Annotated in this window: 12 protein-coding genes; 6 read left to right on the top strand and 6 right to left on the bottom strand. The window is 45.1% G+C overall.

Annotation, left to right across the window (positions count from 1 at the left end):
- Positions 1–119: 119 nt before the first annotated feature.
- The 3 genes from ABIE26_RS00390 to ABIE26_RS00380 all read right to left on the bottom strand — a co-directional run bounded on the left by ABIE26_RS00390 (position 120) and on the right by ABIE26_RS00380 (position 4211).
- Positions 120–710: an RNA polymerase sigma-70 factor gene (locus ABIE26_RS00390; RefSeq protein ID WP_310141314.1), complete on the bottom strand. Its 591-nt coding sequence runs from the start codon at positions 708–710 to the stop codon at positions 120–122.
- Positions 685–1800 carry a FecR family protein gene (locus tag ABIE26_RS00385; protein ID WP_310141316.1) on the bottom strand — a complete coding sequence of 372 codons (1116 nt, stop codon included), beginning with the start codon at positions 1798–1800 and terminating at the stop codon, positions 685–687. Before ABIE26_RS00385 ends, ABIE26_RS00390 begins: the two co-directional genes overlap by 26 nt.
- 248 nt (positions 1801–2048) lie before the next feature.
- Complete coding sequence (locus ABIE26_RS00380; RefSeq protein ID WP_310141318.1) at positions 2049–4211, bottom strand: S9 family peptidase; 2163 nt, start codon at positions 4209–4211, stop codon at positions 2049–2051.
- Positions 4212–4313: 102 nt separating this feature from the next.
- Between ABIE26_RS00380 and ABIE26_RS00375 the strand changes: the two genes are divergently transcribed.
- Together ABIE26_RS00375 and ABIE26_RS00370 are read left to right on the top strand one after the other, a co-directional pair.
- On the top strand, positions 4314–5186 hold the full coding sequence (locus ABIE26_RS00375) for a DMT family transporter (RefSeq protein WP_310141321.1): 873 nt from the start codon (positions 4314–4316) through the stop codon (positions 5184–5186).
- A 239-nt stretch (positions 5187–5425) separates the two neighbouring features.
- Positions 5426–7462: a M13 family metallopeptidase gene (locus ABIE26_RS00370; protein ID WP_310141322.1), complete on the top strand. Its 2037-nt coding sequence runs from the start codon at positions 5426–5428 to the stop codon at positions 7460–7462.
- Positions 7463–7510: 48 nt separating this feature from the next.
- Here ABIE26_RS00370 and ABIE26_RS00365 read toward each other — a convergent pair whose 3' ends face one another.
- Entirely contained in the window at positions 7511–7912 is a 402-nt protein-coding gene (locus ABIE26_RS00365; protein ID WP_310141323.1) for a c-type cytochrome, read from the bottom strand.
- A gap of 89 nt (positions 7913–8001) precedes the next feature.
- A complete protein-coding gene (locus tag ABIE26_RS00360) occupies positions 8002–8337 on the bottom strand; it encodes an MmcQ/YjbR family DNA-binding protein (RefSeq protein ID WP_310141326.1) in 336 nt (111 codons plus the stop codon).
- 51 nt (positions 8338–8388) lie between these two features.
- On the opposite strand from ABIE26_RS00360, the gene mnmD reads away from it, so the two are divergent.
- The 4 genes from mnmD to mazG all read left to right on the top strand — a co-directional run bounded on the left by mnmD (position 8389) and on the right by mazG (position 12053).
- Positions 8389–9078 carry a tRNA (5-methylaminomethyl-2-thiouridine)(34)-methyltransferase MnmD gene (gene mnmD, locus ABIE26_RS00355; RefSeq protein ID WP_310141328.1) on the top strand — a complete coding sequence of 230 codons (690 nt, stop codon included), beginning with the start codon at positions 8389–8391 and terminating at the stop codon, positions 9076–9078.
- Entirely contained in the window at positions 9060–10013 is a 954-nt protein-coding gene (locus ABIE26_RS00350; protein WP_310141329.1) for an aldo/keto reductase, read from the top strand. The genes mnmD and ABIE26_RS00350 overlap by 19 nt, the downstream gene beginning before the upstream one ends.
- A 59-nt stretch (positions 10014–10072) precedes the next feature.
- Entirely contained in the window at positions 10073–11185 is a 1113-nt protein-coding gene (locus ABIE26_RS00345; protein WP_310141332.1) for an AI-2E family transporter, read from the top strand.
- Positions 11186–11246: 61 nt separating this feature from the next.
- A complete protein-coding gene (gene mazG / locus ABIE26_RS00340; RefSeq protein WP_310141334.1) occupies positions 11247–12053 on the top strand; it encodes a nucleoside triphosphate pyrophosphohydrolase in 807 nt (268 codons plus the stop codon).
- On the opposite strand, the gene ABIE26_RS00335 is transcribed toward mazG, so the two are convergent.
- Complete coding sequence (locus ABIE26_RS00335) at positions 12050–13339, bottom strand: DEAD/DEAH box helicase (protein WP_310141336.1); 1290 nt, start codon at positions 13337–13339, stop codon at positions 12050–12052. The genes mazG and ABIE26_RS00335 overlap by 4 nt on opposite strands.
- Between the last annotated feature and the right edge of the window lie 38 nt (positions 13340–13377).

Genomic DNA, 13377 nt, shown 5'->3' with positions numbered 1-13377 from the left:
TGAAAGCGCAAAATTAAAGAAAAAAATACAGATACTCCTCGCCTCCTCAAACATTTTGCGGAAGGGCAAAATGTTTGCATGTCGGCTCCGAGCACTGAATTTTTCTGGAAAAAGAAAACCTATAGAAGGAAAGCAACAAAAACGTTCAATCCTGTACGGATGGTTTTAATGGCCTTACCCAGATGCGCCTCCACAGTTTTTTCTGAAATACCAAGCTGCCCGGCAATTTCCTTCTGGCTAAAGCCCTGTTCCCTGCTCAAGCGGTAAACCAATTGACATTTTTCGGGAAGCCCCGTGATCAATTGTTCCAGCTGACCTTTAAGTTCCATAAATTCCAGCCACTCTTGTGTGGAATCGTCCAGCAACCTTTCTTTTCCAAGGCTATCGGCGTACTTTTTCTGGTTCAGCTGTTTTTCCAGCATTTTAATCACCCGGTACTTGGCCGATACAGCCAGGTAGCTGTTCAGGCTTCCGGTAATATTTAGGCTGAGGCGGCGGTTCCACAGGGAGATGAAGATATTCTGTACAACCTCTTCCGCATCCTCCAGCTGCTCCAGTTTGTGTGCTGCCACGCTGAAAAGCTTGTCCCAGTAACGCTCATAAATTTCTGCAAATGCAGATTTATCATCTTGTTTCAAGGCCGCTACCAATGCAATATCGCTAAAAGTCTTGTAAGCTGTCATATCAATACCGATGATCGTTATTTTCAAAAACGATTACACGTTTACCCTCAAGGGAAAACTTATAATCTGTAGCCACCTCTATGATGTGAAGAAACTCTTTCAGGCTCGTCCTGCGGCTAATTATGCCTGTCAAATGCATTCTTTCGCCCGGAACCTTATGGTATTCCAGTTCCACATTGTATTCCCTGGCAATTACACGCATCACCTGGTAAACATCATCATTGTCAAAATACAATGCCCCGAACCTCATCCAACCTTCATCTATTTTCACTTCCTTAGCACTGAAAATACCATTCCTGAAGCTCACCTGTTCATTTCTGGTTAAAAGGGTACTTTGGCTTCCTGAACTCAGTTTAACCACTCCTTCGAAAACGTGAGTTTTTACTTCCGGATCCTCGGGATAGGCACTCACATTGAATTTAGTACCAATAACCACAATATCCAGGGCTTTTTTGTTGTTGATCACCTTCACCTGAAAGGGCTTTTCAGGATGATGTGCTACCTCAAAATAAGCTGCTCCCGAAAGCCTGATGTTCCTGGTATTTCCAGGGAACTCGACCGCCCAACTCATGGAACTTGCCGCACCCAGCCAAACTTTTGTCCCGTCTTCCAGCAATACCTGATGGTGCGAACCCCTCGGCGTTTCAATTTTAACCAAGCTGTTTCCACTGCCCGAAGTAAAACGCTGTGCCTCTGCTTTCATATTAAAAATGGAATCTTCCAATAAAAACTGACGGCCATCCTGATCGGTCAGCACCGCCACATGTTTACCATGGCCATATTCTTTAGCCAGCTGCTCCAGGTCGAAATGCCGGGCTGGCTGTAAATAGAAATACAGTGCTACAGAAAACAGTACTGCTATAGATACCGCAACAGCAACAGATTTCCAAAGCTTTCTTCCCTCTGGCTCTCTCCTGTCTTCAATACCTGCCAGCACCTTTTCATAAATACGTTCTTTATGCATTTGACAATCAGCTGCAAATTCAGCCGGAATAACAAGTGGCTGGTCCTGGTCGCGCTGGTACCAGTCGTTAAATTCCTGACGTTCCTCCGGACTGATACTTTTGTCAACCCATTTTACGGCAAGCTCAGCATATTTTTCTTCTGATTGGCTCATAACATATCGTAGTTTACAAATAGGTCTCCTGAAAGTACAAAATCCCTTAGTCATCACAAGAAAAAAAAGATCTACTAAGTTTTTCTGAAAAAAAGGTAATAAAAAGGGGACAGTGGTTTTACTACTGTCCCCCCTTTTTATTCCACAGAAAAATTACCTTCTCAGAAACGGCCTAGCGTCTTTTTAGTTTTTTCATCAAGAAAAAACTGAAATTATGCAGCCGTTGAAGAGAACGGTTATTTTTCCTGTTATTTTTCCTTACGTAAATAAAGCTCAAAATAATCCGTTACTTTCTGGTATAAATGTGCCCTGTCTTTGCCAATCACATTGTGTTCATGACCAGGATAGATCATGTAATCGACCTGCACACCTTTATCAACGGCATGTTTCACAAAATCTACAGAGTGCTGCTGCACCACTACCGGGTCTTGCTGACCATGAATCAGCAGCAATTTACCTTTCAGCTGATCTACTTTATTGCTAAGGTAAGTTGCGGCATAACCTTCAGGATTTTCCTGCGGGGTATCCATATAACGTTCGGTATACATGATCTCATAAAAAGCCCAGTTGATTACGGGTCCGCCTGCGACAGCAGCCTTAAATATACCAGGGTGTGTCAGCATAAAATCTGTAGTAGCAAAACCGCCAAAACTCCAGCCAAAAAGTCCCATATTGGCTGCATCTACATAAGGCAGGCCTTTCAGGTAATCTACAGCACTCATCATATCTTCCATTTGTACATCACCTGCCCTGCGGAACATCGATTGTTCAAAAGCACGGCCACGGTTGTCACTGCCCCTTACATCAACAGTAAGCACCACATAACCACGCTGCGCCATGTACCTCGACCAGTAGTCGCCCGCACCCGCATTCCAGCCATTCATCACCAGCTGGGCATGCGGACCGCCATACCAGTACACCACAACCGGATATTTTTTACCAGCTTCATAACCAACAGGCTTATACAAGCTGGCATACAGATCGTCTCCTGATTTGCCCTTGATGGTAAAGATCTCGGATTTCGCTGTAGCATAGGCCGCAAGGGGGTTCGCCGCTTTGAGCAGTACTTTGGTTTTCGATGATGCGCTTTCTACCAACTGGATTACCCGTGGATCATCCGGAGTGCTGCAAACATCTATCACGGTATTGCCCGAAGTGCTCACCTGTGTGCTGTGCATCGCAAAGCCCTGGGTAATGCGTTTTGATTTGCCCGATTTCAGGTTCAGCTCATACAAATTCCTTGTAATCGGCGATTCTTCAGTAGAAACATAGAACAACCTGTCGCCCTTGGCGTCAAAACTTTTTACTTCCAGTACCTCCCAGTTGCCTTTAGTCAGCTGCTTCAGCATTTTGCCTTTTAGGTCATATAAATAAAGGTGGTTCCATCCATCCCGGTTGCTCTGCCATATAAATTTCGAAGCATCATTCTTAAGGAACAGCATCGGCACCAGGGGCTCTACATACTTGTCGTCTTTTTCTTCAAACAGTGTTTTCAGCAATTCACCCGAAGCCGCATCGTACTGGTTCAGCTTCATGTGGTTTTGTCCGCGGTTCAAAACAGCGATATATACATATTTATCGTCGGGGCTCCAGGCAATATTGGTCAGGTATTGCTCCACCGGCTCACCCGTTTTCAGGTAAACCAGGGCTTTTGTTTCGGCATTATACACACCTACAGTCACCTGGTGGCTCTTATCACCCGCCATAGGGTATTTGATGTTCACGTTATGGGCAGGTCTGGTAGTCCAGTCGATGATCGGGTAGTCCGTAACCATGCTTTGGTCCATACGGTAAAAAGCAAGCTGCTTGCCGTTGTTGCTCCAGAAAGTACCTTTGCTGATGCCAAACTCATCGCGGTGTACGGAAGAAGCGTACACAATATCTTTAGTACCATCGGTAGTTACCTGCTTCTGATCGCCACCTTTGGCCACAAACAAATTAAAATTATCCAGATAAGCTACATAGCCTGCCTTACTTTCTTCTACGTTACCCTTACTGGCAACAGCCTGATCTACAAGTACCCTTAGCGTATTTTTTGCCGGGTCCAGTGCTACTTTACTACCGTTCAGCGTAAGGATCCATTCCGGTCCCTGGTTAAACTGGATCATCGGCATCATTTTCAGTGTATCCTTTTGCGCTGCTTTTAATTTCTGGTTCAGCTGGCCCAAAGAAAGAAAAGGCTGGTCTGATGCAGACTTTGCATTGCCGCTAAACCACACCGGCGAATTGCCTATACGCTTTGCATACACATAATCTTCAGTTCCGTATATAAATTGAATCTGCGACAGGTTTTCAGGGGCCAGCGTAGTACGGGCATTGCTCATGGCATCCTGCATGGTCAGCTGTTTGTTTTGCGCAATACCGCTAAAAGCGATGGCAAACATGGGAAAAAATAAAATCAGTCTTTTCATTAGGTTAATTCCTGATGGGTTTAATGCTATCAAATAAATTAGTTCTGCCAAACTTAGATAAAATGTTGCAAATATCATCCTTTCTTGACTTACCTTTGATGTGTGAAGAACATCATTATTGGCTTACTCTTTGCAATGTTCTGGGCATCAGCTTCGGTAGCCACCAAATTTGGCATCCATTCTGCTCCTCCGCTGATCCTGGGTAACACCCGTTTTTTCATAGCCGGACTGGTGTTGCTGGGTTATTGTTACCTGATCAGCAGGGATGAGCAATACCGCCTCCCAACGTATACAGAATGGCGGCAACTCGCTATTTTCGGTTTTTTAAATACTACGGTATACCTCGGACTGTATGTATGCGCCATGAAATATACCGCAGCAGGTATAGGCAGCTTATCCACCTCTACCAATCCGCTGCTCATTGTACTGCTTTCCTCCTGGTTAATGGGACGCCGGCCTGCAAAAACAGAAATATGGAGTATCCTCATTGGCATGGCAGGCATTGCCCTGGCTACCTATCCCCTGCTCAAAAGCAGCGACACCACCATCCTTGGTGTCGTGATCCTCATGGTCAGTATGGTTGCGGTATCTTTTGCCAGCGTTTACTATGCACGTATCCAGTGGACCTTACCCAACCTGCTCATCAATGGCTGGCAGGTGAGCCTCGGCGGCCTGTTCCTGCTCCCCTTTACTTTTATCTTCAGCGATTTTTCTGCCGTACAGCTGGATGGCCGGTTCATCTATTCCGTTTTATGGCTCAGTCTTGCTGTCTCAGTAGTCGGCCTAATCTGCTGGTTCTACCTCTTAAAAATAGATACTGTAAGGGCCTCGCTATGGCTTTTTCTATGTCCGCTTTTTGGCTTCTTTTATGCCTGGTGGCTGCTCGGCGAACCCATCACCCTGTATACCGTTTTTGGCACACTGATGGTGATTGTAGGACTCTACATCGGACAGCGCAAAAAAATGGGCACTTAACATAAATTTTGCAAGCTGCACAATATTATTTGTTAAAATATGTTAAATAGATATAAAATACCAAGAGATGAAGTCTATAAATGTATTTTCTTTTACCGGTACCATCCTCAGGAAGCTTGGGCTCACCAAGATTTATTACTGGTTTAACAAGTAATAATTTCATTATACAGGATGCTTCTTTAAGCGCATTTATTACTTTTATATCAATGATGTAACCTTGCATCAACTAATATATGATCATGAAAGTAAGACCACTCAAAACCTGTTTTGCCGTTTTGGGCATCATAGCGGCTGGCTATTCGGCCAATGCACAATCCACACAAAAATTCATAGACCCCGCCAATATGGACCTTTCGGTAAAACCGGGAGATGACTTTTACCGCTATGCCAGTGGCACCTGGGTTAAAAACAACCCCGTTCCCGCAAAAGAAACCCGCTGGGGCAGCTTTAATGCCCTCAGAGATTTCAACATCAATGCTGTAAAAGGCCTGGTGGAAGAGGCGGCTGCCAACCGCTCCGCAGCTGTAGGATCAGTAAAAAAACGTGTAGGCGATTTTTACCTGGCGGCGATGGACAGCATGACCATCGAAAAACTGGGTTATACTCCAATTAAACCGGAACTGGGAAAAATCAAACAGCTCAAAAGTACAGCAGATCTATTGAACCATATCGCATATATGCGTACCACAGGTCTTGCCGCCCCCCTGTTTGGATTCGGCGTTGGGCAGGACAGGAAAAATGTAAACAAATACCTGCCGCAACTCGCACAAGGCGGAACTACCCTACCCGATCGCGACTACTACCTGAAAGACGATAGCAGGAGTGTAAAGATCCGCGAGGCTTATACCGCTTACATGATCAGCCTGTTCAAATTAACCGGAAGCACTGCCGCAGATGCAGCAAAAAAAGCTGCTGTGGTTATGGCCATAGAAAAACAATTAGCAGAGGCTCAGCTAAGCAGGGTAGAAATGCGCGATCCCTACAAAACCTATAATAAGTTCACCGTAGCAGATTTCAGCAAAACCACGCCCGGAATCAACTGGTCATCCATGTTTACTAAATTCCTGGTAAACGGACAGGATACGGTACTGGTTTCAACCCCAAAATTCTTTGTAAGTATGAACAGTATGCTTAAAACTGTTCCCTTGGGCGACTGGAAAACCTACCTGGAATGGAATGTATTAAAAAGTGCAGCACCCAACTTAAGCAGCCCTTTTGTAGATGCCACCTTTGCCTTTAACCAGGCGCAAACCGGACAAAAAATACAAACCCCGCGCTGGCAAAGGATGTCGCAACTAACAGACGGCACCATCGGCGACCTGCTGGGCCAGCTTTACGTTGCCAAATACTTTAAGCCCGATGCCAAGCTGAGGATGGACGAACTGATCGCGAACCTGCGGAAAGCCTTTGAGATCAGGATCAAAAACCTGGACTGGATGAGCGATGTAACCAAACAAAAAGCCCTAGAAAAGCTGCATGCTTTCAGGCCAAAAATAGGTTATCCATCTAAGTGGAGGACGTACGACGGGCTGGTGATCACACCACTAACCTACCTGCAGAACCTGCGCAATGCCGGGGCCTGGGGCTACAAAGAGATGGTAGACCAACTGGGTAAGCCGGTTGACCGCACGCGCTTTGGCATGACGCCACCTACAGTAAATGCCTATTACAGTCCAACCATGAACGAGATCGTATTCCCCGCAGGGATTTTACAGTTCCCCTTCTTCGACCCTAATGCCGATGATGCAGTAAACTACGGTGGCATAGGTGCGGTAATCGGACATGAGATGTCGCATGGCTTCGACGATACCGGCAGTCAGTACGACAAAGATGGCAACCTCCGCAACTGGTGGACAACAGAAGACCGGGATAAATTCAACGCAAAAACAAAATTACTGGGTGAACAGTTTGATGGGTACAAGGTGCTGGATACCATCTCCGTGAACGGCAAATTCACCATGGGTGAAAACATAGGCGACCTGGGTGGTTTAAATGCGGCCTATGAAGCATTTAAGATGACCAAACAAGGTCAGGGCAATGACAAAATAGATGGTTTTACCCCAGACCAGCGTTTCTTTTTATCCTGGGCACAGGTTTGGAGGGGAAATATCCTGCCCGAAACTGCTGCGCAAATGATAAAAACCGATCCGCACTCACCTGGCCAGTTCCGGACTATCGGCGCTCCTGTAAATATGGACGCGTGGTATAAGGCCTTTGATGTGAAGCCTGGAGATAAGTTGTACAAAAAACCAGAAGACAGGATCAGGCTCTGGTAAACCTTTCCTAAAAACAAGAAGAGGATACACATTGCGTCCTCTTCTTGTTTAAATTTTAATCGTTACCGGCTCCTCTTTTCCATTGTGACAGCTTGCGCAGGAAATATTGATCAGTTTTCCTTCTTTATCTTTTTGATGGAAATATTTCTTGTTGATCTTGGCAGTCATCCGCATCATGTCCCTGGCAATCTCTTTTTTAGGATTGTCATCGCTGGCAAAATCAAGCTTCTTAGGATTGTCTTTTCTTGGGGAATGACAGAAGCCGCATTTTACTCCTAAGGCTGCTTTAAAGCCATCCATAACCTCATCCAGGTCGTCGTGGCTGATGTTTTTGGGCAATACTTTAAGATTGGTCGGTTTTGGTTCCTGTTGCTGCTGTGGCATAAAAGCACTCAGCAGTATTGCGGTGCCCAATAATATTGAAAGAGTAATGGTTTTCTTGTATTGCATAACAATGATTGTTTGATACCATCTAATTTAACGAGATTAGATTATTATGACAAATCTATTGCTTATTGGGAATGGATCTTAATTTAAAATCAGGCGTACTTAGCCTGTATCTTTTTAGACAACTTACTCAGCACCAAAGACCTTGAAACAGCCACACGATCCTTTAACTCATTATCGGGCATCGCATCCAGGCCGGTAAGGGTTACCCACTGCCTTTTGGCCATATGACGGGCCTGCTGAATGCCTGGTCTTGCCACTAGCGCATCAAAGTCATCCGGATTACATTTGATGCTCAGGTGTCCGTCTTCCAATGATGCAATTACGAATATCTTTTCCTCAATCATAAAGCAAAGATGCTCCCATTTCATGCCCTCGGTAGTACCATTTAAGCTTAAACAAAACTCCCTGAATGTTTCAATGTCCATAACAATTGATTAGTGTTTAAAGTTAATCAGTTTTAGCTAAGTTTGTAGCAAATGAACAAAATTACCTTAACTGCCGACGGTTCAAATACCTTGTATAATGAAGCTATTGGGGAGCATTACCACTCCAAACATGGTGCCCTTCAGGAAAGTAAACATGTATTTATTGAGGCTGGGCTGAAACATACAGCTGCACTTTTCCCTGATCAGGAAATCAGTGTACTGGAAGTTGGTTTTGGCACCGGATTAAACTTCCTGCTTACGGCTGCCTGGGGCGCTGAACAGCAGGTACCTACTATGTACACCGCACTGGAAGCTTTTCCGCTGCCCATTGAAGAACTGGGATCAACGGGCTATCAGAATTATGTGCCCGCTGAAATCTGGGAAGGCCTGGTGAACAATTACGGTAAAGCCCTGCAGCAAACCGTAAACATTGCTCCACAGCAGCAACTGAGAATTATGCATACCTATTTGCACAGGTATGAAACCAATATGCAAGTTGACCTGTTGTACTACGACGCCTTTTCCGTACAGCACCAACCGGAAATGTGGACGGATGAGATCATTGCACATACCTGCAAATTCCTGAAACCGGGCGGTATTTTTGTAACCTACGCCATTACCGGCAAATTAAAAAGGGCTTTAAAAGCGGCGGGCTTTACAATAGAAAAATTGCCGGGGGCACCAGGCAAAAGAGAAATGTTAAGGGCCAGAAAAACAGAACAATGGAAAAAAGAAAATTAGGCGGTTCAGACCTGTTTGTTTACCCCATTACTTTTGGGGGCAACGTGTTTGGCTGGACCATAGACGAACAAAAATCATTTGAGATACTGGACGGCTTTACCGCTGCAGGTTTTAACTTTATAGACACAGCCGATTCCTATTCGCATTGGGTGCCGGGAAATAAGGGCGGGGAATCGGAGACGATTATCGGCAACTGGATGGAACGGCGAAAAAACCGGAAACAGGTGATTATCGCCACCAAAGTAGGTTCCATACCAGGAACAACCACAAAAAGCCTGGCTAAAGACTATATACTGAAGTGTGTTGACGCCTCTTTAAAAAGGCTGAAAACCGATTATATAGACTTATACCAATCACACTATGAGGATCTGAATACCCCGATTGAAGAAACACTGGAGGCATATGATCAGCTGGTAAAAGCCGGAAAGGTTCGCTGGATCGGCGCTTCCAACTATTCAGTGCCTGGTTTGCTGGCTGCATTGGACGCTTCCGAAAAGCTGGGGTTACCAAAATACCAGAGCTTACAACCCGAGTACAACCTGTACAAACGTGAAGGCTATGAAAAAGAACTGGAACAGGTGGTTGTTGACCAGAACCTGGGTGTAATTAACTATTATGCCCTGGCTAGCGGCTTTTTAAGTGGAAAATATAGGTCGGAGGCCGACCTCAATAAAAGTCAGCGCGGTGCCGCTACCAAAAATTACCTGAACGAACGCGGCTTTAAAATATTGAAGGCTTTAGATGAGGTTTCGGAGCAATACAATGCCAGCCTGGCCAGTATTGCCTTAGCCTGGCTCATTGCCCGCCCCTCTGTTACAGCGCCCATAGCCAGCGTGACCAGTTTGCCGCAGCTGGAAGATCTGGCCAGGGCTGCAGAACTGAAACTGAACAATGAAGATATTGCCATATTGGATGAAGCCAGCAGCTGGCAATAATTATTTTGGCAGGGCATTTGTTTTTGGTTAATTTAAATCATTATTAATCTCATCTGCCCATGAAACAGGTCTCCCTACCCTTTTACACCAAGCTGGCCATGGTGTTGTTCTCTATTATCTGTGCCGGTTACCTGGCTATTTTAGGTCAGACTATCCTTGCACCCTTGCTTACTTCCTTTTTACTGGCCCTGCTGCTATTGCCGATGGCCAATTTTATGGAACGCAAATGGCGTTTTAAAAGAAGCATAGCCTCCATTATAGCTGTAGTGCTGATGATTGGAGTCATATCCGGGATACTCTATTTCCTGGCCAACCAGCTTACCGACCTCTGGAAAGACTGGCCCTTACTGAAACACCAGGCCGAGAGCTCTTTTCACCATGTACAGGATTGGATATCAAGAACCTTTGATGTGAACACCCAAAAACAGATCGATTACCTTAAAGATAGTGCCAGCAGTGCCATTGCCACCAGCGCCTCTGTATTGGGCGCAACTTTACTTACACTTTCTTCAACCCTGCTGTTCCTTTCTTTTCTCTTGCTGTTTACTTTTTTCATCCTGAATTACCGCGGGATCCTGTTCAGGTTTCTGACCTCGGTATTTGAAGAAAAGCACACCCAAAAGGTAAGCGAAATTGTACGACAGATCCAGTACATCATTAAAAAATACATTACCGGCTTGTTTCTGCAGATGCTGATCGTTACTGTTTTGATGATCTTCACCCTGTGGGTGCTGAACGTAAAATATGCGGTACTGCTAGGACTGATCTCGGGGATTTTCAATATCGTTCCTTATATCGGCATTTTTACGGCTTTGCTGATCAGTGTACTGATCACCTTTGCAACCGCAGGGGCTGGCAAGGTTTTACTGGTACTGATTGCCTTTGTGAGTATCCATGCTTTGGATGGTAATGTACTAATGCCATTGGTTGTAGGCTCTAAAGTAAAGATCAATGCTTTGTTTGCTTTTATTGGTATTGTGGTAGGTGAAATGATCTGGGGCATATCGGGTATGTTTTTGTGTATCCCTTACCTGGCCATGCTTAAGATTATATTTGACAAAGTAGAACAGCTGAAACCCTGGGGTATTTTACTGGGCGGTGAAGAAAAGCCGCAAAAGAAACGCCGGGTATACCGCATTACCAAGAAAATAAAACTGGAAGAACAGGAGTAATTTGCTCTTTTTTAAGCGCAATGATGATTACCTTTAAGCCCATAAAATAATCAATTTTATTATGCCCAATCATGTTGCTCCTTTAACTGCTCCTGAACCTTCTGCAGCTTTCTTAAGATTGTTAAATGTACTGAACACCCTGCGTACCGAATGCCCATGGGATAAAAAACAGACCATGGAAACCTTAAGGCACCTGACCATCGAGGAGACTTATGAGCTTTCGGATGCCATTTTGGAAGGCAATCTGGAAGAGGTAAAAAAAGAGCTTGGCGATGTGATGATGCACCTGGTATTTTATGCCAGGATTGCTTCGGAAACTAATGATTTCAACATTACCGATGTCCTGAACGGGGTATGTGACAAGCTGATCAGCCGACACCCGCATATTTATGGCGATGTGGAAGTAGCAGATGAGCAGGATGTGAAACGCAACTGGGAGAAATTAAAATTAAAGGAAGGCAACAAATCTGTACTGGCCGGTGTTCCTGCGGGACTGCCTTCGCTGGTAAAAGCGAGCCGCATTCAGGAAAAGGCACGTGGGGTGGGCTTCGACTGGGAAGACAAAACCCAGGTTTGGGAAAAGGTGGAAGAGGAAATGCAGGAGTTTAAGCAGGAGTTTAACGTGCTGGACAATGAGGCTATTGATGTTGAAAAGGCGGAAAGCGAATTTGGCGATCTGATGTTCTCATTAATCAATTACGCCAGGTTTATCAACATTAACCCGGAGAATGCACTGGAAAAAACGAACAAAAAATTCATTAAGCGTTTCCAGTATCTGGAAAGCAAGGCCAAAGAGAATGGCAAGGCGCTGCAGGACATGACGCTGGCAGAAATGGATGTGTACTGGAACGAGGCGAAGCAGCTTTAGCTGTGCTTCTTTTTCATGTTCATTTTGGCCTTCTGTCCTATTCCGTAATTGTAATTTTTTGAGTTGCTTTCTTTCTTTTCGTGATAGGCACCCCCACCTTTGGGAAGGTCATCATCTTCCTTTTTTGTTTTGGCTGCAGTTTTTACGGCCTTATCGATCACAAGCTCTTCCGGAAGATCCATGACTTCGATCTTTTTGCCCATAGCCTGTTCTATCTTTTTTATTTCCCCCAGTTCCAGATCTGATGCAAAGGTGATAGCTACCAGCTCTTCTTCGTTATTTTTTACTACCCTGCTTAAAAAAAGCTCTTTTTCTTCGGGAACTTCGAAATGGAATATGAAATGAATACCTGAGAAGTCAGTTCCGGAAAAGCCTTCGTTGGCAGCGATCAACACCCTGGCTTCCGGGCTTTCTTTAAAATCGTCGATATGGTCGAACCCTTCTTCATCAAAAAACAAGGGGTTTAGAACTGAAACATCTCCCGGACGGGCAGTACGTAAACTCTTGCCCAGCTTTTGTGCGGTTAAACGTGTATTTACAAATACCAGTACTTTATCAAACACCTCTTCATCGCTAAGCAACAGGTTGAGGAGGTTGACTTTTGTTTTAAAGTTAGGCAGCTGGTACAGCAGCAGTTCATGGGTTTCTGCTTCGGCACTGCCCAATTCTTCCACTTCCACAGTTGCAAAAGGGAAATTCATGAACTGATCGGTCAGCATGTTCAGTTTGTCGTGAACCACTGTAGTAAAGATCAGGTGTTGTACTTTCCCCGCACTCCGGGCCAGCTCGGCCACAGGCAATTGCATACCTTGCTTGACAATAAGCTCAGCATCGTCAACGATGAGCATCTGCAGGCGGTTCAGGTTAAGGCCAAGCTTGAGATATACCGCGCGTGCCCGCGTTGGTGTAGCCACAACGATATCTATACCGTCTAAAAGGATATTGATGTCTTCTTCCATCCCTCCTGTACCATACAGGCCAATGATGCGAAGGTTCCTGTTCCTGCTGAGCCGCATAAATTCTGCAATAACAGCTTCAACGCGTTCTCCATCGGGCACCAGGATCAACACTTTAGGGGCTTCGTCGGTACTGTACTTTAACTTCATTAAAACGCCAAGCACATAAGCGGTGGTTTTACCGCAACCTTCAGGTCCGATGGCAATGATGTCCTGTCCGCCAATAATTCTGGACAGGGTTTTTGCCTGGATTTCCTTTGCGGAGATGTATCCGGCATCGGTCATGGCTGTGATAAGGGGCTTGCTGAGTTTTAATTTATCTAAGGACACGGTATCTTTATAATTGATGAAGCCACAAATTTACGCAA

The organism is Pedobacter africanus (genome assembly GCF_040548825.1).
Classification (GTDB): Bacteria; Bacteroidota; Bacteroidia; order Sphingobacteriales; family Sphingobacteriaceae; genus Pedobacter; species Pedobacter africanus_A.
Note: the sequence above shows the minus strand (reverse complement) of the source record. Positions and strands in the feature narration are given on the sequence as shown.